Below are 21,995 nucleotides of genomic sequence, written 5' to 3' on the forward strand. Positions count from 1 at the left end.
CAAGGGAAACAAAAAAAGGATGTGTATGAAAATCACAAAATTTGCATGGATGTTTGGTCTCGCCGCCGCGGTATCCGCTAGCGCGGCTGTCAGCGCGACTCCCGTTACCGAAGGTGCTACCGAGGGTGCGCAGAAGCTCTACAACTTCCTCGCCATGAACTACGGCGTCAAGACCGTCTCGGGCGTGATGACGGGCGACGTGAGTTCCGCTACCGTCAAGGAACTCCCGGACGTGATTTCGTTCCAGGAACATACGGGCAAGCTCCCGGCCCTCGTGGGGTTCGATTTCCTGTTCGCGACCGGCGTGAAGGCCAGCGATTCCTGGTACCAGAGCTATACGCAGATGGCCCTCGATGCGGCCAAGGACCTGTGGAGCCAGGGCGGCATTCCGGCATTCACCTGGCACTGGAAGGATCCGAGCGACCAGATTGACGCGTTCTACACCAAGTCTGGCAACGACAAGGAATACACCGAATTCGACTTTACCAAGGGCTTCGCAGACCCCGCCTGCACGGCGAACTGCACCTGGAACAAGGAAAGTGAAACCTACAAGCAGCTCGTGAGCGACATCGACGAAATCGCCGACATGTTCCTTGGCCTGCAGGAGGCCGGCGTGGCCGCAATCTTCCGCCCGCTGCACGAAGCGAGCGGCAAGTGGTTCTGGTGGGGCACCAAGGGCGGTGCCGCGTTCCAGGCGCTCTACAACCTCGTCTACGACGAGATGGTCGGCGTGAAGGGCGTTAAAAACCTCGTGTGGGTTTGGAACCCCGAATACACGAGCGACAAGGACTGGAACCCGGGTACTGCGAAGTACGACGTGATTAGCCTCGACATCTACGAAGCGTGGGATTACACCACCAAGTACACCAAGGCCTATGCAGAACTCACCACGAACTACGGCACCGACAAGATTCTCGCCGTGTCCGAGAACGGCTCCATCCCCGACATGTCTGCCATGAAGGCTGGCAACACCGTGTGGTCATGGTGGATGCCCTGGTACCAGACCTGGGACGGCAAGTTCCTCGACCAGACCGTAGAGGCGGTATGGAAGGCGAACATGGAAAGCCCCTGCACTATCGATCTTGAAAGCATGCCGGGCTGGGACAAGTACACCGTTTCTACGACGCCAGTCGCCGCATGCGAGGCGGGCTACAAGCTCGGCGATCTCGACACGGCACGCGTTATCGAGGAAGTTCTCCCGGGCGACATGGCCACCAACGGCTGGCTGCAGGTCAAGCTTGCCGCCGGCAGTGACACCGCCAAGGGCAACATCGTAATTCTCGACAAGAACATTCCGGACCTCTCCACCGCGAAGACGCTCACGATGAAGGTCTACAACACCAATTCCATGTCGGGCATCTGGTTCACGGTCGCATTCCTCACGGGCGCTCCGGACTGGGCTTGGGCACAGCCCGATGGCTGCTGGGTGAACGCGGGGGATTCCACCCTTTGCGAGATTGACCTTACTACAACCGCGAAGGACCAGGTTGTGCTGGAAGGTGCCGACTACACGGCATTCATGGGCAACATCTCGAAGGTCTACCTCGAAGTGTTCGCGGCCGGCTTCAACGGCACCGTGTACTACGACGACGTGACGGTTGATGGATCCATCCTCATCAACAATTTCGACAAGAAGCAGACCATCAAGGTGGAACAGGGCAGCAACCTCACGGCGACGGTTATCCCGCCGGGAACCGACGCTGTCAAGACCGTGGCCGCCTCTGCCGCCAAGTTCGGCATCCAGGGCAACACGATTTCGCTTTCTACCGCGAAGGCGGGTATGGTATCGGTCGACGTGTTCGGCCTGAACGGCAAGCGCGTCGCTACGCTCTACAAGGGCAACCTCGCCGCGGGCAGCTACGCGTTCAGCCTCGAGAACATGCCGAAGGGCAGCTACATCGTGCGCGTGAAGGGCGCGGGTATCGCCGCCACCAAGCCGGTTCTCGTCAAGTAATTTTTAAAAGTTTTTCCAAAGCCCTGCAGGTATCACGCCTGCGGGGCTTTTTTTTGTCTATGGACCGCGGGCTTGGCGTTTCTCGCTCGCCCGGTGTGGACAAATCCGGCGGTTTTTGTCAACACCCCGGGGCGAAAAATGTCCTTTTTGCGCCTGCGATTTATAGTTTTCGGGTAAACGCCTCCGAAGGGGCGTTTCGAGGAGTTATATGAAAAAATTGAGTTTTGCAGCTCTTTGCGGGGCCTTTTTGCTCGGTGGAACCGCTTTTGCGGCTCCGGGCCTCACGGTGAGCGGCACCGACCTGCTCTATAACGGCAAGAAAATCTTCTTTTCGGGCACGAACCTCGCCTGGAGCGATTACAATTCCGACGTGGGAGCTTCCCCGCTGAACGAGAACGCCTGGCGAAAGGCAGTGGAAGGCACGCGCGCCGCGGGCGGTAACGCTATCCGCTGGTGGCTTTTCAACAACATGAGCCAGAGCCCCGAAATCGACCAGACGACGCACCTGGTTTCGGGCCTCAAGGAAAACACCATCAACAACATGAAGAAGGCCCTGGACATCGCCGAGGAATACGGCGTGATGGTCTCAATGTGCCTCTTCAGTCACAACCTGATGGAACCCAACCAGTGGGGACTTTACGACGAAAAGCTCGACATCACCGCGAACACGAACCTGTTCGAAGACGAGGGCACGCAGGCGTTTATCGACAACGCGCTCATTCCGGTGGTGAAGGCGATTGGCAACCACAAGGCGCTCATGACCTGGGAAGTCTTCAACGAACCCGAGGGCATGACAAGCGAATGCAGCGGCTGGACCACCAAGAAGATGGCGCTTTCCAAGATTCAGGCATTTACGAACAAGGTAGCGGCAGCCATCCATACCGAAAACCCGGAACTGCTCGTTTCTACGGGTAGCGTGAACATCCAGTATCAGAAGTACTGGAACGACGCGGCCCTCGTGGCGGCAGGCGGCAAGGCAAACGGCACGCTCGACTTTTTCCAGACGCACTACTATCCGTATTGGCAGAACGATGCGGTGAGCCCGTTCGTGAATACGGCAGCCCAGATGGCGAGCAAGTACGGTTACGATAGCAAGCCGATGATTATCGGCGAATTCCCCGCAAGCGGCTGGAAAGGCGATACCTACACGACGAGCATGGCGGCAAAGACCCAGATTTCGACCGAGGAATGCTACCGCAAGGCGTTTGACGGCGGTTACGCGGGTGCTCTCGCCTGGCAGTACATCGGCGACAAGACCGAATCGAACTTCGGCGGTTACACTTACACGATTGACCCCGCGCTTGACGCCATGAAGGCACTCGCCGCAACGGAAGAGGCGAGCATCAAGATCAAGGATGTAGCAATTAGCCAGGAAGGCGGCGACGGCAAGATGTCGGTGACCTACGGTGGCGATAACGCGCAGATTGAATACCAGAAGACATGGGACCTGAGCAAGGCCAGCACGTTCACGTTCGAGGTAACGAACAAGGGCGCAAGCGATGCCCAACTGCACCTGATTTTCAAACTGACTAGCGCATGGACCTGGACTCCGGTGAACGACGATGCCGGCGCATGCGTTGTGCCCGCGGGCGAATCGACCGTCTGTTCCTTCGATATTTCCAGTTTTGCAGATCGCAACCAGACTCTGAGCGTCGTCATCGCGAACTACGCCGCAGGCTACACCGGCACGCTCCTTTACGATAACTTCAAGGCGGGCGACCAGGTTCTCTGGGACTTCAACGAAGACAAGTACGATGCCTTCAGCCGCGGTTTCGAGAACACCGAAGAGATGATTCCCGAAATCAAGATTGTGTTCGGCGAAAGCTCCGTCGGGATTGAGCCCCGCGCAGCGGCAGTCAAGGCAGGCGCAACCCTCGGTATTGCCGGCAATACGATTTCGCTTGTTACCGCGAAGGCAGGCGACGTGAGTGTGGACGTTTACGGCATGAACGGCAGGCGCATCGCCACCCTATTCCACGGCGCGCTTGCACAGGGCAGCTACGCGTTCAGCCTCGAGAACATGCCCAAGGGAATGTATATCGTGCGCGTGAAGGGCGCGGGCATCACCGCGACGCAACCCGTGCTTGTAAAATAACGATTTCTGACTCCTCGCCCCTGCAGGTTAACGCCTGCGGGGGTTTTTGAGATTGTACGCCACACAACAGGTTTTCTTTCTTTTTTCTTGTAATCGTTCAATCGGGCGTTTTTTAGGGTATATTTAAAGCATAAAATGTATGGAGTGTTTATGGAATTCAGGTCTTTCGCGGCCATAGCCGCATTCTCCGTGGCGGTATCCGCTTTTGCCGCCCCCACAGTCTACGAAGCCGAAGCACAGCCGGGTGTAAATGCTGGCGATGTCTCGGCAGATTCCACCGGAGCGAAGTTCGTGACGAAGTCCTCCGGTACCGAGTTCACCTTCACGGTCAAGGTCGAGGAAACCGCGATGTACGACATCACGACCAAGGTGCTCATCAAGCAGTACGACTGGACGACCTCCAAGATTCTCGTGAACGGTGTCGAGGCGGGCTCGATGCTCACCACCCCGCGCAACTGCGATTCCAGTTACGTGGTGGCGGCATCCGCCAAGATGCGTGCCGGCGAGAACACGATTACCGTAGGGAACGGCGCCATCGGCGTGGACTACATTACCGTGGAACGCCATCCCGACCCCGTTTTCAACATCAGCGCACTGCCCGTAACGCCTAACGCGAGCGAGAGCGCCAAGAAGGTCAAGACATTCCTCCGCGACAACTTCATGAAGAAGACCGTGAGCGGCATGATGATTAGCGACCAGAACTTCAACTACGATTACGGCAACATGAAGCTTTTGAAGGCGGGCGAATGCACTCCGGCGGATTCCTGCAAGTTCAGCGACGAGGAAGTCTCGTGGAAGGGCCAGACCGACATTGCCGAGTTCTACAAGCGCAGCGGGCACTACCCGGCCGTGGGCGGGTTCGACATGCTCTTTGCCGCGGGCGGGCATCACGAGGAAGGCTGGTTCCGGGGCTATACCGAGAACAACCTGGTCATGACCGAGCAGCTGTGGGAACTGGGCGGCATCCCGACCTACACTTGGCACTGGAAAGTCGGGGAAGACACGATTTTCTACACGCAGCAGGAAGGCTACAGGAATGCGGGTTGCACCGAAGGCGTCACGAAGACGGCCGACAACAACACCTGTTTTAACTACACGAAGGCCTTCAAGGATTCCACCTGCAAGGAGATTGACGCGACTTCGCAGGTCTACAAGGACATCGTCGCCGACGTGGACATTGTCTCGGGCTATTTCAAGGAACTTGAGGAAAAGGGAATCGCCGTCGTGTGGCGCCCCCTGCACGAGGCCAGCGGTGGCTGGTTCTGGTGGGGCACGGCTAGCCCCGAGTGCTACGTGCATCTTTACCGCCTCGTGTTCGACCGCATGGTGAATACAAATAAACTCACGAACCTCATCTGGGTATGGAACATCAATACCGACCCGAAGTATGGTTACGACTACAGCGCTCTCAATGCGGAATGGTACCCGGGTGACGAATACGTGGACATTGTCGCGGTCGATATCTACGACCCGCTTCTCAACCACAATTCCGCCGCAAACTACTTCAACAAGATTGTGAGCGACGTCGGCACCAAGAAGCTCATCGCCCTGAGCGAAAACGGCGCCATCCCGGATATTGACAGCATCGCCGAGGACAAGGCCTATTGGAGTTACTGGATGACCTGGAGCCAGACGTGGAGCGGAAACTTCCTTGAAAAGACTCCTGCAGACATGTGGAAAAGGAACCTCGACGATGAACGCATTATCGCGCTCGATGACATGCCCGGCTGGGGCAACGTTGTCGCCGATACCAGCAGCGAGGGTGCCATTGTCGCCCCGACTGCAATACCTGTCGCGAAATATGCGGGCGTTTCGGATAAACTAAATATCCGCTTGAGCGGCAACACGCTCGAGATAGACGTGAGCGGCAATACGACTGCGAGCATTGCGCTGTTCGATATGCTCGGGCACAAGGTCGCAACGCTTGTCCAGGGCAACGTGCCCGCGGGCTCCACGCAGTTCGACCTGCAGGGAATCGCAAGCGGGAACTACGTCGTTCGCGCTAGGATAGGCGGAGCAAATTACGCCCAGAAAATCCGCGTGAAGTAAAGTTTTCTATCTTTGGGGGTATGGACAAGAAGCACCCCCTCTACTTTACTATTCACGGTCATTTTTACCAGCCCCCTCGCGAAAATCCCTGGACGGGCGTCATCGAAAACCAGCCGAGCGCACGCCCAAACCACGACTGGAACGACCGAATCGCGAGCCAGTGCTACAGTCCCAATTCCGCAAGCCGCATTTTGAGCCCGCACGGGCATATCGTAGATATCGTCAACAACTACGAGTACATGAGTTTCAACATGGGCCCAACCCTCATGGGCTGGATCCGCACGAACACGCCGGATACCTACCGCCGCATCCAGGAAGCCGACAAGAAGAGCATCGAGCGTCTCGGGCACGGCAACGCGATTGCGCAGGTCTATAACCACATCATCATGCCGCTTGCAAGCGAGCAGGACAAGCGCACGCAAATCCGCTGGGGTATCGAGGATTTCAAGTTCCATTTCGGCCGCATGCCCGAGGCCATGTGGCTCGCCGAGACCGCCATCAACTTCGAGACGGTGGTGGAACTCATCAAGGCGGGCATCAAGTTCACCATCCTTTCGCCCACGCAGGCCGATAGCTTCCGCAAGTTCGGCGACGAGGAATGGACCGGGTGCAGCAACACCGACATCGATACGACGCGCCCCTACCGCGTGTACCCGCGGGACAAAGACGGCAATCTCGTATGCGACGGATACCTGGACGTATTCTTCTACAACCCGTGGCTTTCTTCTGCCGTAGGGTTTGAACACCTCCTGCGCGATGCCGGCACGTTCGGCAGGCGCATTGCCGACGCCTGGGACGAGAACCGCGAAGACGCGCAACTCGTGAGCATCGGTACCGACGGTGAAAGCTACGGTCACCACGAGCCCTTCGGCGACATGTGCGCCGCCTGGCTCTACAACCGCTACGCACCCGAACACAAGATGGTGCCGGTGAACTACGGCTGGTTCCTCGAGAAGTTCCCGCCGCAGCACGAGGTTATGCTCAAGAACTTCTACGGCGAAGGATGTGCATGGAGCTGCGCCCACGGCGTGGGCCGCTGGTACCGCGATTGCGGCTGTTCGACCGGCGGCGGGCCCGGCTGGAACCAGAAATGGCGCGGTCCCCTGCGTGACGCGTTCAACCACCTGAAAAAGCTTGCCGACGACGTTTTTGTCCGCGAGTTCGAGAGGATTTCCAAGGTCGGCCCGTGGGATGCACGCAACAACTACGTGCAGGCGCTCGTCGCACCCGAAGACAAGTCCCGCGTGGAGCAGTTCCTCAAGGATACTATCAAGGAACCCGAAAACGAGGCCATGTGCGCGAAGGCGATTCGCCTCTTGGAAATCCAGAAGTTCTGCCTGTTCAGCTTCACGAGCTGCGGCTGGTTCTTCAACGATATCGAGGGCCTTGAACCCGTACAGAACATGCGCTACGCCCTGCGTGCCATGGAACTGCTGGAACCGTTTCTGCCGTTCGGGCACAACATCAAGAGCGAGGTGCTGAGTATCCTTGCCCGCGCCACGAGTAACGAACACAAGTGGAACGGAGCCGAGGTCTTTACGCGCTACGCCGAAGACGCGGTCCCCGTAATCCTCAAGGAGATGGCCGAACGCGCCGCGATATTCCACCTGGAACTCGAACAGGATTCCGACAACACGAACTCCCGCATGAAGGCCGAGAAGATTTCTAGCCGCAGGCGCCAGACACTCGTGCGCGTAACCTACGAAGACAAGTTTATCGGCGAAAAGCGCGAGACGACAAACCTCGTGATTACCGACGCCCTCGGGCGCGTGAACATCGTGGTGGCGATGGGGAGCATCGAGGAGAACGGCCTCAAGTTCGTGGAAAACCCGAATATGGGGACCATCGAACTCAGGAACCTGTTCCCGACCGCCTACGTGGTGCGTATGCGCGACCTCATGAGCGACTCGCTGCAGACCATCAACAAGCGCAGCACGCAGAAACACCTTGCGAGCCTCACAGAATCGTTCTCGAGTTTCGCGCTGAATCACGGCATCTCCATCGACAGCCTTGCCGACCCCGACCACACGCTGCCCGACACCATGCGAAAGATTCTCTCGCTCGAACTCAACGCCCGCATTCACCACGAGGCGCTCAAGCTGCTCGAAGGTCCGGACTCTAACCTCGTGAAGGAAATCCAGGGGCTCATGGACGAGGCGAACAGGCTCGACACGAACCCGAGTTTCGGCGGTACGGGCCGTATGTTCTTCCGCAAGCTGAGTGCCCTCATCGACGACGTTTACGCCAAGATCGACGAATCTACGGTCAAGTATATAACCGACCTCATCACGGTTGCCGACTGGCTCAAGCTCGGCATCGACAAGACGAGCCTCGAAAACAAGGTATTCAAGATTTACAAGCAGTTCAAGGAAGACCCGAAGGGCAAACTTGCTGCACTCAAGCCCATGTTCGGCTGGCTCAACTTCGAGGTGGACAATGTATAGGAAGTCCAGCAAACCGCTCATTTCCGCACAGGAGATAAACGAGCGACTGGACACGCTCGGCAAGGACGTTGCCGCGTTCGGGTGCGATATCGTAATCACCGTGCTTTCGGGCGGATTCATTTTCAGCGCCGATATCTGCAAGCGAATCGCGTCGCCGAAACTGCAACTCGCCTTCATACGGGCATCTAGTTATGGCAGCGGCACCGAATCGAGCGGGAACCTCAAAATCACGGGGCTCGAGAACATGGATATCCGCGGCAAGAAGGTGCTCGTGATAGACGACATTCTCGATACCGGCAACACGATGTTCGGAATCAAGCAGGCCCTTGCCGGCATGGGCGCGAAGGAAATCAAGACCTGCGTGCTGCTCGACAAGCCCGCCCGCCGTACCGCGGACATAACCGCCGACTTCGCGGGTTTCGAGGTAGAAAACAAGTTTGTCGTGGGCTACGGGCTCGACTACGCGGGCGACTACCGCACATTCCCCGAAATCTGGACGATGGAGGAAGACGATGGCAAGTAACGATTTTGAAGACGTCAGGCTGCATGCCACACAGACATTCGAAGCCGTTGAACGCAGCTACAACAAGATAAGCCGCGGCAAGCGATTCCTTATCAACGCTGCCGTGTGCCTCCTGTTCTTCATTGCGGGCTTTATCGTGAGCAAGGTCATAAACGACGTGCCCTCGCAGGGAATAATCGAGAAGGTGGCCGCGCAGCCCGACCTCAAGAACAAGTGCAAGGGCCGTTACGACCGCCCGATGGAATACGCCATCATGCACGAATGCGTGTTCGCGAAGGGTACGCCTTCCGATGACCTGAAACTCGTGCAGCGCATCAACTACTGCACCTGCGCTCTCCAGAACGTGCAGGCCCGCAAGCCCTACCAGAAGATGTTCGAGAATAACCTGGTCGACTTTACCTTCAAGATTCGCGAAGAGAACCTGTGCCAGGAAGAAAAGAACATCCCGGTGCTAGACAGCAACGACGCGGAGAAGTAGCAGACAGGCGGGGCGGGCGGTTGCACGATGAATACAAACTTGCAAAAAGCGGTTGACGGAACCCGCATCACTCCGGCGGAAGCGCTCGATATCTTGAAAAACACCCCGTGGACTGAAGTGGTGGAAGCGGGAGACGCGATTCGCAGGCGCATGAACCCCGGAAACCGCGTGGGCTATACCGCGTTCCGCATCGTGAACTACACGAACGTGTGCGAGGTGACCTGCAGTTTTTGCAGTTTTTGCAGGCCGGCGCATAGCAAAGAAGCGTACGTGCTTAGTTTGGACGAAATCCGCCGGAAGACTCTTGAAGCGAAGGCGAAGGGTGCCGACCAGATTTTTTTGCAGGGGGGCGTGAACAAGGAAATTCCCCTGAGTTATTACACCGACGTGCTGAAGATGCTCTCGCAGGAAATGGGCGTGAAGGTGCGCGGTTTTTCGCCGGTGGAACTCGTGCGCATCGCGGAATTCAACAACATGCCACTCGACGAACTGCTCGACGTGCTGAAGGAAGCGGGCCTGAGTTCCGTTCCGGGAGCAGGCGCCGAAATCTTAAGCGACCGTATGCGCCAGATGCTGAGCCCGCGGAAACTTACCGCAAGGCAGTGGTGCGATACACTCGCCGCCTGCCACAGGAAGGGACTCCCCGGGAGCGCGAACATCGTCTTCGGGAGCATCGAGACCGCAGAAGAAATCATCGAGCACCTGAACTACGTGCGGAGCACGCAGGACAGGGCGCCGGACGCCGCCCACGGATTCAAGAGTTTCGTGGTATGGACGTTCCAGCCGCAGACCGACAAGTTCCCCATCCGGCACGTGCGCGGCGACGAATACCTCAAGCTGCTCGCGCTCAGCCGCATATTCCTCGACAACATCCCGCATATCGAGGTTTCGCTCCTCGGGATGGGCCTCTCTCTCGGGGAACTCGGGCTCCATGCCGGCGCCGATGACATCAACAGCATCGTGATAGAAGAAAACGTCCTGCAAAATCACGGCCTCACCACCATCGAGGCGGCAGAAAAGTTCATTACCGACGCCGGTTTTACCCCTTACCGGCGCAGTCTGAACTTCGACTGACGTTGCCGCGACCCTCGCATTTAGCTATATTTGACCGCGCTCGGGCAATTTCGCCCGGGTAAAACCAATCACCGGTTTGCGAGAGTCGCTTCGGTGGCGCGGTCCTGGGCCTGAGGTTCACCCCAAGTCAGGGCATCGCTTCGCGGCTTATTTGCATGCCGGGTAGTAACAACCGAAAAGGAATACATTATGGCAAATCTGCCTTCCGTTGAAGATCTGCTTGCAGCAGGCTCCCACTTTGGTCACCAGACTCAGCGCTGGAACCCGAAAATGAAACCCTACATCTTGGCTGAAAAGAACGGCATCTACGTTCTCAACCTGTCCAAGACTCGCGACCTCCTCGAAGAAGCCGCCAAGGCCGCCGCCAAGATTTCTGAATCTGGCAAGACCGTGCTCTTCGTTGGCACCAAGCCGACTGCTCGTCAGTGCGTGCTCGACGCCGCTGCCGCTTGCAACCAGTTCTCCGTTACCAACCGCTGGCTCGGCGGTATGCTCACCAACTTCCAGACGGTCCGCAAGTCCATCAAGAAGATCGACAAGATCGACGCCATGGAAAACGACGGTACGTTCCAGGCCCTCTCCAAGAAGGAAGTGCTCGACAAGAACCGCGAACGCGAAAAGCTCCTTTCCGTGTTCGGTGGCATCCGTGAAATGGTGAACCTTCCGGGTCTCCTGGTCGTGACCGACCTCGCCCACGAAAAGATTGCCGTGGCCGAAGCCCGTCGCCTTCACATTCCTATCATCGGCATCTGCGACACGAACGTCGATCCGACCCTCGTGGATTACCCCGTGCCGGCTAACGACGACGCCGTGAAGTCCATCAAGCTCATTGTGGACTACATCGCCGCCAACGTCAAGGCCCGCGTCGCCAACGACAAGAAGGCCGACAAGGAAGAACCCAAGAAGTTCGACAACGGCGAGGACAAGTAATATGCAGATTACCGCTTCCCTCGTTAACGAACTCCGCCAGAAGACTGGCGTGGGCATGATGCAGTGCAAGAAGGCCCTCACCGAGACTGACGGTGACATGGACAAGGCCGTCGAGCTCCTCCGCAAGCAGGGTGCCGCCGTCGCTGCAAAGCGCGCCGACAAGGCTGCCAAGGAAGGCCGCATCTACCTCGTGGAAACTGCCGACAAGGCTGCTGCGTTCGAACTCTCTTGCGAAACCGAACCGGTTTCCAACAACGATGACTTCGTCGCTCTCGCGAACCTCGCCGTGAAGGCAGTCGAGACCCAGGCTATCTCCTCCGTCGAAGACCTCAAGAACGCTGTCGTCGACGGCGTGAAGATTGCCGACCGCCTCGCCGACGTTCTCGTGAAGATCCAGGAAAACATCGACTTCCGCAAGTTCGGCGAACTCAAGAAGGTCCCGAATTCCGTGTTCGGTGTTTACAGCCACATGAAGGGCAAGATCGGTGTGATTACCGAACTCGCATTCGAAGGCTCTGCCGACGAAGCCGCCCTCAAGGCTGCCGCCAAGGACATCGCTATGCAGGCTGCCGCATTTGCTCCGGTTGCCCTGAACGATGCTTCCGTCCCGGCCGAAACGATCGAGAAGGAAAAGGAAATTGCCAAGGCTCAGATCGAAGCTTCTGGCAAGCAGACCAAGCCTGAGTTCATGCAGCGCCAGATCGATGGCCGCGTGGCTAAGGTCCTCAAGGAAATCGTTCTCGAAGATCAGGAATTCTTCATGTCCGAAAAGAACCCGAAGAAGCTCAGCGTCAAGGACTACCTCCAGGAAGTCGTCGCCAAGCAGCTCGGTCTTTCCAGCCTGAAGGTCGTGAACTTCATCCGCTTCGAACGCGGTAACTAGTTTGGACTTCGTCCTCGCGTAGAGGGCTTCATCCTCGCACAAAGGGTGTCATCCTCGCACAAAGGGTGTCATCCTCGCGAAGGCGAGGATCTTCAAACTTTAAATAGGTCGTCCCACCCGGGGCGGCCAGTTTTTTTACTGAGATGTCGTTTTTGGTGATGTTATTTTATACGAAATGTGGCACACCCAGGTCCGTATCGCCTTCCTTTACTCTTGCGAGAATCTCGAGGCCGGTCATGTCGTGCATCATGGCGATGTTGTCGTCTTCCATTTCGAGGTTCCCGCTCATGCCGTAGCGGTTCACGATTATCCCGCGAACGGAAATGCCTCGCGACCTGGCGTATTCTACCGTCAGTACGCAGGCGTTTATGGAGCCGAGGGCTGCCGTTGTCACGATGAGCAGCGGGAGCCCGAGCGCCTTCATGATATCTTCGAGGAATATTCTTTGCGGGGCGATGGCTTGGTCGTTTGTTGCGCGAGATGCACAAGATGCGCCTGCATCGTAACGGATGGGGCAGATGATTCCGCCCGAGCCTTCCGCGAATATGAATTCGTGACGGGAAAGCGCCGCCTCGAAGTCGGCGGTAACCTTCGCGAGTTCCACGGGGTTGCCTTCCTTGCGGGCGGCAAGGTGCGGGGAAACCGCCTCCCTGTAGACATAGCTCACGAGCTGCTCCTGCGTGTCGGGGAGATTTGCTATGCGTTTCACGTAATCGGCATCGCCCGCAATCCATTTGCCGTCGCGGAGTTCCGCCCCGCTGAGGGCCGCCTTGTAGTAGCCCGCGTCGATTCCGGAGTCGCGCCATTTTTTCACGAGAAGCGCGGTAATGAATGTCTTGCCGACATCGGTCCCGGTTGCAGTAACGAAATAACCCTTGGGTTTAGACGAAAGACGAGAGGCGAAAGACGAATGATTTTTGAGGGCCATAATGTTAATCAGTGCTTTTTATGATTTGAGAAATTGCAGTTGCGGCGGTTTGCAGTTCCTCTTGCGTGTGCGTCGCCATCAGGCTTGCGCGTAGGCGGGCCTGCCCGCGGGCGACTGTCGGGTAGCGGATGGCCGGAATGAGTATGCCGCGCTCCTGGAGCGTGGCAGAAACCTCGAGGGCGCGGGCCTCGTCGCCAACGACTATCGGGACGATTGCGGAAGGGGAGGGCTGCACGCCCAGGCCCTCGCGCTTCAACGCTTCGCAGAAGAACTTTACGTTGTCCTGAAGCTGCCTTACGCGCTCCGGGTGGCTGCCGATGTATCGCAGGTTGTTGCATGCGGCGGCGGCAACCGCGGGCGCCATCGCCGTCGTGAAAATGAAACTGCGGGCCTTGTTGCGGAGGAAATCAATCAGTTGCTGCCTGCCCGCCACGAAGCCGCCCTCGGCGGCGGCGGCTTTGCTCAATGTGCCGACGGTAACGTCGGCGTGAGCACAGCCGTAGTGTTCGGCAAGCCCCCTGCCGGTCTTGCCGACCACGCCCGTGGCGTGCGCCTCGTCAATCATGAGCAATACATCCTGTTCGCGGGCGACGCGCAGGAGTTCCGGCAAGTTCGCGAGGTCGCCATCCATGCTGAAGACGGCGTCGGTCACGATAAGCCCGCGGAAGGGCCGCGCATCTTGTTTCGCCTCTTGTTTCGCATCTTGCCCGCGAGAGCGTGCTTCAAGTTTCGCCTCGGCAATCGCGCGTTCCAGGTCCGCGATGTCGTTGTGCCTGTAGACCTTGCAACTGGCGCGTGAAAGCCTAATCCCGTCGATGATGCTCGCGTGGTTCAGTTCGTCGCTGAATACAAAGTCGTTCTTGCCGCAGAGTGCAGAAATTGTCCCCACGTTCGCCATGTATCCCGTGTTGAACGTGATTGCCGCCTCTTCGCCCTTGAACTGCGCAATGCATTCCTCGAGTTCGTCGTGCGGGGTCTTGTTGCCCGTGGTGAGGCGCGCGCCGCCGCTCCCGGTGCCCCATTCGAGTACCGCGTTTGCCATTGCCTGCTTCAATTCGGGAATGTTCGCGAGGTCCAGGTAAGAATTGGATGCGAGCAGGAGCGTGTCGGTGGGGGCATGCCCTGAACCATTGCACGCGATTTTCACGTGCGACGCTTCCGGCGAAACGATGTGACGTAGGGTGCGGTAAGTGTTGCTTGCCCGCGCTGATTCTAGTGCGTCTTTCGTAAAAGAGTCTAAAACTTGTTCGTTCATGCCATTCTGCCGTCTACATCCACCAAGACTTTCTTCTTCTGTAAATAATCAATACACTCTTCGGCGCTTGCCTTGCGGGAATCGAACAGGAATATGCGGCCTCCGTTCTCGTCGCCCGCTTCCTTCATTTTCATTATGCGCACGTAGCCGAGTTCCTTGCTGGCCACATAGCCCGTCACGTATTCCGGGTCGTCGCTGATGCAGATTTCCGCCACGATTCCGGGCGCGTTCGCCACCTTGGTCGCGAGCACGATGGCTTCGTTGAAGTGGTTCTTGCAGCTGTCCACCACGTTGCCCCGGAGAGCGTCCATGTAGGTGGCGCGCACGCCGCGTGCCTGGTCGGGTTCCAGGCGCTTCCCCGTCGCGATATCGTAGAGCATCGCCCCGCGCATCAGGAATGTCTTGCGCAATAATTCCGGCAGTTTATTTGCGAATTCCCTTATCGCGTCAGTCCCGGCACCGCCGGCGGCACTGCCCACGGCTTCGCCAATCAGCTCGAATGCTTTCTCCAGCCCTTCCTGCCACGTTTCTACGTCCACGCGGGTCACGGGCAGCGCCTTCAAAATGCGGATATCGCTCTCGTGGACCTTCTCGATTTTCACGTTGATGAAATCCGGGTCGCCCTTCGAATGCGTCATGGCACGGCGCACCATCGCAGAGCAGACCGCCTCTACGTTTTCGCGTGCGACGATGCGTTCAGCGCCGGAAATATGCTGCTCGTGCCTCTGTTCGCCTTCACCGACCTGCTGCGATGCGCGCATCTTCAAACTGTAATAATCCATAAAAAATCTCGCTCCGGGATTGCAGAACAGCACCCTTATTCATGAAATTCGTCTTCGCCTTCTACAACCGGCGCGGGCTCGCACTCGCCAATCAGTTTAATCGCCTCGCAGATGCGGTCGATTTCCGTATCGCTCGTAATGAACGGCGGCATGGTGTAGACGTAGTTGCAGAAGGGCCGTAGCCACACGCCCGTTTCGCGAATCACGCGCAGTATATCCTCGGCACTGGGTTTCGCCTTCAGTTCTAGCACGCCGATTGCTCCGAGTACGCGCACGTCGGCCGCGTTCTCGAGACTGCGGAGCGGTTCCAGGTTTGCACGGAGCCGCTTCTCGATTCGGGCGACACTGCCTGCGTAGTCGCGGTTTTCGAAAAGCGAGAGCGATGCAATCCCTGCGGCGCAAGCGAGCGGGTTTGCCATGTAGGTAGGCCCGTGCATGAATGCGGGAATCCTGCTGTTCGTGATGGTGTCCGCCACCTTCCCGGATGCAATGCAGGCCGCCATCGTGATGCTTCCGCCGGTAAGCGCCTTGCCGATGCACATGATGTCCGGCTTTATCCCCGCATGCATCATCGCGAATCTTGGGCCGGTGCGGTAGAATCCCGAGGCAATCTCGTCAAGAATCAGCAGAATGCCGTAGCGGTCGCAAAGCTCGCGGAGTGCCTTCAGGTAGCCCGCGTTGTAAAGCCACATGCCGTTCCCGCCCTGGAAAACGGGTTCGCAGATGACGGCCGCGATTTCATCCTTGTGCTGTTCGACGACGCGTTCCATCGATGCGAAATCCGCCGGATTCCAGGCCTCGTCGAATCTGCAGTTCGGGCGTTCCGCAAAAAAGTGCTGCGGCATAATCCCGCGGAAAAGCACGTGCATTCCGTCGGGGTCGGAGAGTGCCATCGCGCCCGCGGTATCGCCGTGGTAGCCGCCCTTGAGGGCCACCAGCTTGCAGCGTTCCGGGCGGCCCAGCGCATGCTGGTACTGCAGTGCCATCTTGGCACTGCATTCCACGGCGATGCTTCCCGAATCCGCGAAGAAAATCTTGTCGAGCCCTTCCGGCAGGAACTTCACCAGTTTCTCGCCCAGTTCAATTGCGGGCTCGTGCGTGAACCCGCCGAACATCACGTGGCACATCCTTTCGCTCTGCCTGCGTATCGCTTCCACGATTTCGGGCGCATTGTGCCCGTGCGCCATGCACCACCAGCTAGAAACTGCATCGATGAGTTTCAGGCCGTCTGCCGTCTCGATTGTCGTGCCGTGGGCTGATTTTGCCAAAAAACGCGCCGGTGTATTTTTCAGGGCCGCGTAAGGGTGCCACAAGTGTTCGCTGTCGAATTTCTGTTTCTTGTTTAAATCGCAATCAAAAAAACTATCCATTTCGAATGCAAATATAGTTTTTCCTAATTCCTGTTGTCCTTGGACAACCCTATGGTGCGGACCCTGCTACAGAAAACGCCATATAAAAGTATATTTAAAATATCTAAGGTGTGAGGTGATTATGGAAACGAAACTGTTTGTCGCGGGGCTTGTGCTTTCCGCGGCCAATGCGTTCGGGGCTGTCTACTACGTGGCCACCGACGGTAACGACAGCAATGCGGGTTCGCAGGCGAAACCCTTCGCCACGCTCAAGAAGGCGAATGCCGTTGTGGCTCCCGGTGATACCGTGTGGGTTCGCGGCGGGACGTACTACCTCAGGGATACCACGTATGCAAGGAACGACGGTATGTCGGCGGGGATACTCCTGAACAGGAGCGGTGAAAGTGACAATAAGCGAATCCATTATCTTGCCTACCCTGGAGAACTCCCGATTTTTGACGGAACGAACCTGATGATAGGGCAGGCCTATAGCCATACGGGTTCCGTCGATAGCACCATGTACACGTCGGCGATTCTAATCCAGGCGAGCTACCTGCACCTGAAGGGCTTCGAGGTCCGTAACGTCCCCATGAAATACAATTCCAACGTGGGCGTCTACATTTCGCGCAGCAAGCACATATTTTTGGAACAAATTAACAGTCACCACAACAAGGGTGCAGGTTTTTTCGTGAACGAGCGCGGCACCGGCAGCGGCGGCGGACATTATTTCCTCAACTGCGACAGCCACGACAACTACGACCCGAACGGGCGTCAGGGCGATGGGGAAAATGCCGACGGTTTTGGCGTGCATTACCAGACAACGGGCGATACCACGAAATTTTACGGTTGCCGGGCGTGGTGGAACAGCGACGACGGATGGGATTTTATCAGCCAGGAATTCCCGGTGGTCATCGAGAACAGTTTCGCAATGGGGCACGGTTACAGCGATTACGGCACAAAGCACCCGGCGAATGCGAACGGGAACGGTTTCAAGGCGGGCAGCAGCCAGGCTGGGACCGGGCGGCATATCATCAGGAACTGTGTCGCCTGGAACAACTACTCGTCGGGCTTCTATGCGAACCACAGCAGCGTAGGGAACTACTGGTACAACAACACCTCGTACAACAATCGCGGGAACCAGTTCAACATGTGGGCGAGTTCCTGGGATGCCGCCGGCAACAGGACGGATGGCGTGGTGCTTACCGGGGCAAACGCGCACGTGATGAAGAATAACATCGCCTTCCCGAACAAGACCGCCTATATCGGCGGTGATTACGCCAGCGGCGAATACAACACCTGGAACCTGAACATCACTCCGGCAAATTCCGACTTCGTGAGCGTTGCGGACCCGAGCCTGACGACGACCGGGAAAGACATCTCGGCGCTGGCAGGTGCGCTTGGCCCGCGCAAGCCCGATGGCAGCCTGCCCGATGTCGATTTCCTGAAGCTGAAGAGCGGGAGCCAGATGATTGACCGCGGGACCGACGTGGGGATTCCGTTTGTGGGCAAGGCTCCTGACCTCGGGGCGTATGAATACGGGGCGTCTTCGAGTTCGACGCCGGCAACCTCCAGTTCAACGCCGGCGACTTCCAGCTCGGTGGCACTGACCTCCAGCTCGGCAGAAGGAACCACGTCGCTTGCGGGTAACCAGCCTTCGCGCGAATGGACTGCAGAATCGGTGCAGGTGTTCGACATGCAGGGGCGTTTCCTCGGGACCCTGCAGAACGTGGATGCCGCGAATATGGCCCGGGAATTGCGTTCCCGTTACGGGAATCCGGGCATTTACTTTGTCCGTGCAGGGCGGGGCTCTGCACTTGTGGCTGTCCGCGCCTTTTAGCGAAATTTTAAAAAAATTGGTCGTTCCTCCCTGGGAACGGCCTTTTTTTTATGAAAAACGCCTTTTTCCCGATTACTTTGCGGTAAAAATGTAAGGAAATGGTTGCTTTATCCGAAATAATAGATTAGTTTAATGGTAAGAATAGCAAGAAGGTGTTCTTTATCAGGTGGCTTGGTTATGGCGATGCAGGGCTCAATTGGAAATCCGGAATTCGAAGGCGGTATCGTCGAGTTTCTGAACACGGACAAGGTGGATCCGTTTGTCATATTCGATGCGGATACGCATGAAATCTATATGGTAAGCGCCTCGGTGTCGCGAATCTGGAAACCCGCAAAGGATTTTGAACCGGGCATAAAGCTAGAGGAATACTTCTTCACGGAAGATGAACTAGCCAGGATTTCTGTTGACGAGATTCTGGAAAGGAGCGAGTCCATTTTCCATAGCCCGCGTACGGGGAAGTACGTAATCCTGAACCAGTCCCAGATTCTCTGGCGTGGGAAAAACGCCGTCTTTTTACGTATAAGTGAACGTACCGACCGCTATTTCGACCCCTTGACGGGGCTACCGAACATGGAATATGGCCGCCTGTGCGGCGAGAACTTCATCAATGATATCAGGGAGGCGGGCGGTACTCCCGGACTAGTGTTCTTCGATATCGTGGGGATGACGCTTTACAATAGCGCGAACGGTTTCCTCAGGGGCGACGAGTTCCTGATATACTTTGCGTCATTCCTCAAGAAACGGTTTGGGAACGACCTGATTTGCCGTATCGCGAACGACCACTTCGCCGTGGTAACGGATATCTGCAACATCGAGGGCAAGCTGAATGAAATTCGGGGGTGTGTCAGGGGAGTCGTGTCGAAGATATCGATGGACCTCTATGTCGGCGTCTGCGAAATAGAGGAGTTCGGCGAATTCCTGGAAGCGAGCGAGAAGGCGAAACTCGCCTGCAGTATCCAGAAGGGCAAGGGCGGTAGCTTTATCCGCTATTACGACGAACAGCTGCACAAGGATTTGTTGCTGCAGAACTACGTGATAAGCCATGTGGACGAGGCTATTGCGAACGGCTACATCAAGATATACTACCAGCCTGTAGTCCGCACGATTACGGAAACCTTCTGCGGCATGGAGGCGCTTGCCCGCTGGATAGACCCGCAGTACGGATTCCTGAATCCGGGCGTCTTTATCGGGGCACTCGAGGATTCTAGACAAATTCACAAACTCGACAGCCATGTCATAGAACTTGTCTGCAAGGAAATGCGTGCGGAACTTGATAACGGCCGCCCGGTGGTTCCCGTCTCGTTCAACCTTTCCCGCCTGGACTTTGTCGGCTGCGACATTTTCGAGGTGGTCGAAAGGGCGCTTGCACAGTATGGGATAGACCACGAACTTATCCGTGTCGAGATTACGGAGAGCATCATGGCGTCGGACGCGTATATCCAGCGGGAAATAGAGCGGTTCCGCCTTGCCGGTTACGAAGTCTGGATGGACGATTTCGGGAGCGGATATTCTTCGCTGAATACCCTCAAGGACTACAAGTTCGACGAGCTCAAGATAGACATGGCGTTCCTCTCGAACCTGAACGAAGTTTCCCGCATCATTATCAGTTCGATGGTGCGCATGGCGAAGTGCCTGGGCCTGAAGACGCTGGCAGAGGGTGTCGAGACGCAGGAGCAGATGGATTTCCTGAAGGAAATCGGCTGCGAGAAGGCGCAGGGCTACTACTATGGCAAGCCGCAACCCCTTGCCGATACCATGAAGCACATGGAAACAACGGGAATACTGGCCGAGAATCGGGAAATGCGCGGTGTTTTCTCGAAATTGGGAGCACTCGACTACCTGGTGGAAGCGCCCATGTCGATAATGACCTACGAAAACGGGGTGTTCAAGTTCCTGTTTGCGAACCGGCAGTATGAGGAACAGCTCCGGAGCCTCGGGTTTACGAGCAGGAAGGACGTAGAAGATGCCTCGAACAATCCCCAGAATCCGGTGTACTACACGCTGCGCGAAGGGGAGAGAATGGCCTACATGTCGCCATGCGAAATGACGTATGCGACTCACGGGGTCTATGTATTCGTGAGGGGGAGCCTGGTTGCCGATATCAACGGCTGCCACATATACAACCTGATGCTGCGCAATACGCACGTGAGCGCCTACGACGGATCGTCTAGCCAGAAGCGGGCGCTCCTTCCGTCGAGAATGAAGACCATCCTGCTTGCCGACAGCAATCCGCAGAACAGGGCCTTCCTCGAGAGCGTCTTGCGGGCGGATTACAACATGCTTCTCGCCAAGGATGGGGAGCAGGCGCACGACCTGTTGCTGGAACACAGGAACAACATTTCGCTTGTATTGCTCGATGCGAGCCTCCCGAAGATGGACGGGTTCAAGCTTATCCAGGAATTTCAGGGGAGTGGGCGCGACATGCAGATACCCTTTGTCGTGATGACGGATAACCTGGAACTTGCGAAGGAAAGCATCCGCCTGGGCGCATACCAGTTTATCCTCAAGCCTATTACAGACAAGGGAATGATAAAGGCGAAGATTTCGGGCGCAATCAAGAATGCGGAAGTGTTGCACCAGGTGGCGTTGAACTACATGGAATACGTTCCCGGAGGTGTCATTCTTATCAATGTCATGACGGGCAAGATTCTTTACGTGAACGCCCGAGCGCTCGATATATTCGAATGCGAAAGTGCAGAACAGTTCCGTGATTTTGTTGGGGCGAATTTCAGAAATGCTATTTTGCCCGAGGATTATGCGAAAGTTGGCGAGGAACTTAAGGAACAGTTCCAGAAGGATAGCGGCCTGACAAAGCAAATCTCTTACCGCACGAAAACCGGCAAGGGAAACATCAAGCGCATATACCATGTGGGCCGCGTCTATAAGGATACGCCCTATGGCCACATATTCTCGGCGTTTGTCTCGGAAGACGATATCGCGATGAAGAATTACTTTACCCGTAAGGACGCCTTCGCGAAGTTCCTTGCGTCGGGCGAGGCGACTCACACGAAGTCGTACGATATGGGGTACAAGGGATTCCTATTCTGGAACCTGACGAAGAACTCCCCGGTGCTCCGGATGGACGGCGTATCGTATATCCCCAAGGAAATGGCCGAAACGTACACCTACGAAACGCACTACAGCTACCTGAGTTCCCTGATGCTGAAGAGCGAAGACAATGTACGCAACGCGATGGACTATACCCGCGAACGGCTGATTCTCGATTACTTGAACAAGTGCATGGTGCACCCGCTCGACATAAGCTACGACATAGACGGCTACCAGTTTACCATCCGTTCAACCTTCGACATGATGATGGACCCGGATTCGGGCGACATTATCCTGAAGCTCGTGAACGAATGCATAAAGACGACGAAGGGCGGGTAGGGCCGTTGGCTTCGGGTTTGCTAATTT

15 protein-coding genes are annotated in these 21,995 nt (G+C 56.8%); 11 read left to right on the forward strand and 4 right to left on the reverse strand.

What is annotated here, in order from left to right; all coding sequences use genetic code 11:
- Positions 1 to 25: 25 nt before the first annotated feature.
- The 9 genes from BUA44_RS02000 to tsf all read left to right on the forward strand — a co-directional run bounded on the left by BUA44_RS02000 (position 26) and on the right by tsf (position 12,430).
- Positions 26 to 1,954 (forward strand): glycosyl hydrolase, encoded by a 1,929-nt coding sequence (locus BUA44_RS02000; protein WP_072807875.1) that lies wholly within the window; start codon positions 26 to 28, stop codon positions 1,952 to 1,954.
- A 208-nt stretch (positions 1,955 to 2,162) separates the two neighbouring features.
- A complete protein-coding gene (locus BUA44_RS02005; RefSeq protein ID WP_083579430.1) occupies positions 2,163 to 4,049 on the forward strand; it encodes a T9SS type A sorting domain-containing protein in 1,887 nt (628 codons plus the stop codon).
- A gap of 150 nt (positions 4,050 to 4,199) precedes the next feature.
- A complete protein-coding gene (locus tag BUA44_RS02010) occupies positions 4,200 to 6,098 on the forward strand; it encodes a glycosyl hydrolase (RefSeq protein ID WP_072807879.1) in 1,899 nt (632 codons plus the stop codon).
- 20 nt (positions 6,099 to 6,118) lie between these two features.
- Positions 6,119 to 8,542, forward strand: a complete 2,424-nt coding sequence (locus tag BUA44_RS02015; protein ID WP_072807880.1) for a DUF3536 domain-containing protein — start codon at positions 6,119 to 6,121, stop codon at positions 8,540 to 8,542.
- Positions 8,535 to 9,065 carry a hypoxanthine phosphoribosyltransferase gene (gene hpt / locus BUA44_RS02020; RefSeq protein ID WP_072807881.1) on the forward strand — a complete coding sequence of 177 codons (531 nt, stop codon included), beginning with the start codon at positions 8,535 to 8,537 and terminating at the stop codon, positions 9,063 to 9,065. Before BUA44_RS02015 ends, hpt begins: the two co-directional genes overlap by 8 nt.
- Positions 9,055 to 9,543, forward strand: a complete 489-nt coding sequence (locus tag BUA44_RS02025; RefSeq protein WP_072807883.1) for a hypothetical protein — start codon at positions 9,055 to 9,057, stop codon at positions 9,541 to 9,543. The genes hpt and BUA44_RS02025 overlap by 11 nt, the downstream gene beginning before the upstream one ends.
- A gap of 27 nt (positions 9,544 to 9,570) precedes the next feature.
- A complete protein-coding gene (locus BUA44_RS02030) occupies positions 9,571 to 10,617 on the forward strand; it encodes a CofH family radical SAM protein (protein ID WP_072807885.1) in 1,047 nt (348 codons plus the stop codon).
- Positions 10,618 to 10,806: 189 nt separating this feature from the next.
- Positions 10,807 to 11,547 (forward strand): 30S ribosomal protein S2, encoded by a 741-nt coding sequence (rpsB, locus tag BUA44_RS02035; protein WP_072807887.1) that lies wholly within the window; start codon positions 10,807 to 10,809, stop codon positions 11,545 to 11,547.
- A 1-nt stretch (position 11,548) separates the two neighbouring features.
- Positions 11,549 to 12,430: a translation elongation factor Ts gene (tsf, locus tag BUA44_RS02040; RefSeq protein WP_072807889.1), complete on the forward strand. Its 882-nt coding sequence runs from the start codon at positions 11,549 to 11,551 to the stop codon at positions 12,428 to 12,430.
- Positions 12,431 to 12,596: 166 nt separating this feature from the next.
- Here tsf and bioD read toward each other — a convergent pair whose 3' ends face one another.
- From bioD to bioA, 4 genes are all read right to left on the reverse strand, one after another.
- Positions 12,597 to 13,358: a dethiobiotin synthase gene (gene bioD, locus BUA44_RS02045; protein WP_072807891.1), complete on the reverse strand. Its 762-nt coding sequence runs from the start codon at positions 13,356 to 13,358 to the stop codon at positions 12,597 to 12,599.
- 4 nt (positions 13,359 to 13,362) lie between these two features.
- Positions 13,363 to 14,505, reverse strand: a complete 1,143-nt coding sequence (locus tag BUA44_RS02050) for an aminotransferase class I/II-fold pyridoxal phosphate-dependent enzyme (RefSeq protein ID WP_255370422.1) — start codon at positions 14,503 to 14,505, stop codon at positions 13,363 to 13,365.
- Positions 14,506 to 14,609: 104 nt separating this feature from the next.
- Complete coding sequence (locus BUA44_RS02055) at positions 14,610 to 15,395, reverse strand: 6-carboxyhexanoate--CoA ligase (protein WP_072807894.1); 786 nt, start codon at positions 15,393 to 15,395, stop codon at positions 14,610 to 14,612.
- A 35-nt stretch (positions 15,396 to 15,430) separates the two neighbouring features.
- Positions 15,431 to 16,765 (reverse strand): adenosylmethionine--8-amino-7-oxononanoate transaminase, encoded by a 1,335-nt coding sequence (gene bioA / locus BUA44_RS02060; RefSeq protein ID WP_072807896.1) that lies wholly within the window; start codon positions 16,763 to 16,765, stop codon positions 15,431 to 15,433.
- A 121-nt stretch (positions 16,766 to 16,886) separates the two neighbouring features.
- Here bioA and BUA44_RS02065 point away from each other — a divergent pair, with 121 nt between their 5' ends.
- Both BUA44_RS02065 and BUA44_RS02070 read left to right on the forward strand, forming a co-directional pair.
- Positions 16,887 to 18,581, forward strand: coding sequence for a right-handed parallel beta-helix repeat-containing protein (locus BUA44_RS02065; RefSeq protein WP_072807898.1), 1,695 nt, complete (start codon positions 16,887 to 16,889; stop codon positions 18,579 to 18,581).
- Between the two features lie 183 nt (positions 18,582 to 18,764).
- Positions 18,765 to 21,968, forward strand: a complete 3,204-nt coding sequence (locus BUA44_RS02070; protein WP_255370423.1) for an EAL domain-containing protein — start codon at positions 18,765 to 18,767, stop codon at positions 21,966 to 21,968.
- Positions 21,969 to 21,995 lie beyond the last annotated feature (27 nt).

The sequence above is a fragment of the Fibrobacter sp. UWR3 genome (genome assembly GCF_900143055.1).
GTDB lineage: Bacteria > Fibrobacterota > Fibrobacteria > Fibrobacterales > Fibrobacteraceae > Fibrobacter.

Bases quoted from the DNA above. Each gene is read 5' to 3' on its own strand.
- hpt (WP_072807881.1), top strand. From the start codon at position 8,535: ATGTATAGGAAGTCCAGCAAACCGCTCATTTCCGCACAGGAGATAAAC.
- BUA44_RS02010 (WP_072807879.1), top strand. From the start codon at position 4,200: ATGGAATTCAGGTCTTTCGCGGCCATAGCCGCATTCTCCGTGGCGGTA.
- BUA44_RS02005 (WP_083579430.1), top strand. From the start codon at position 2,163: ATGAAAAAATTGAGTTTTGCAGCTCTTTGCGGGGCCTTTTTGCTCGGT.
- BUA44_RS02030 (WP_072807885.1), top strand. From the start codon at position 9,571: ATGAATACAAACTTGCAAAAAGCGGTTGACGGAACCCGCATCACTCCG.
- BUA44_RS02025 (WP_072807883.1), top strand. From the start codon at position 9,055: ATGGCAAGTAACGATTTTGAAGACGTCAGGCTGCATGCCACACAGACA.
- BUA44_RS02070 (WP_255370423.1), top strand. From the start codon at position 18,765: ATGCAGGGCTCAATTGGAAATCCGGAATTCGAAGGCGGTATCGTCGAG.
- BUA44_RS02015 (WP_072807880.1), top strand. From the start codon at position 6,119: ATGGACAAGAAGCACCCCCTCTACTTTACTATTCACGGTCATTTTTAC.
- BUA44_RS02055 (WP_072807894.1), bottom strand. From the start codon at position 15,395: ATGGATTATTACAGTTTGAAGATGCGCGCATCGCAGCAGGTCGGTGAA.
- tsf (WP_072807889.1), top strand. From the start codon at position 11,549: ATGCAGATTACCGCTTCCCTCGTTAACGAACTCCGCCAGAAGACTGGC.
- bioD (WP_072807891.1), bottom strand. From the start codon at position 13,358: ATGGCCCTCAAAAATCATTCGTCTTTCGCCTCTCGTCTTTCGTCTAAA.
- BUA44_RS02065 (WP_072807898.1), top strand. From the start codon at position 16,887: ATGGAAACGAAACTGTTTGTCGCGGGGCTTGTGCTTTCCGCGGCCAAT.
- BUA44_RS02000 (WP_072807875.1), top strand. From the start codon at position 26: ATGAAAATCACAAAATTTGCATGGATGTTTGGTCTCGCCGCCGCGGTA.
- bioA (WP_072807896.1), bottom strand. From the start codon at position 16,765: ATGGATAGTTTTTTTGATTGCGATTTAAACAAGAAACAGAAATTCGAC.
- rpsB (WP_072807887.1), top strand. From the start codon at position 10,807: ATGGCAAATCTGCCTTCCGTTGAAGATCTGCTTGCAGCAGGCTCCCAC.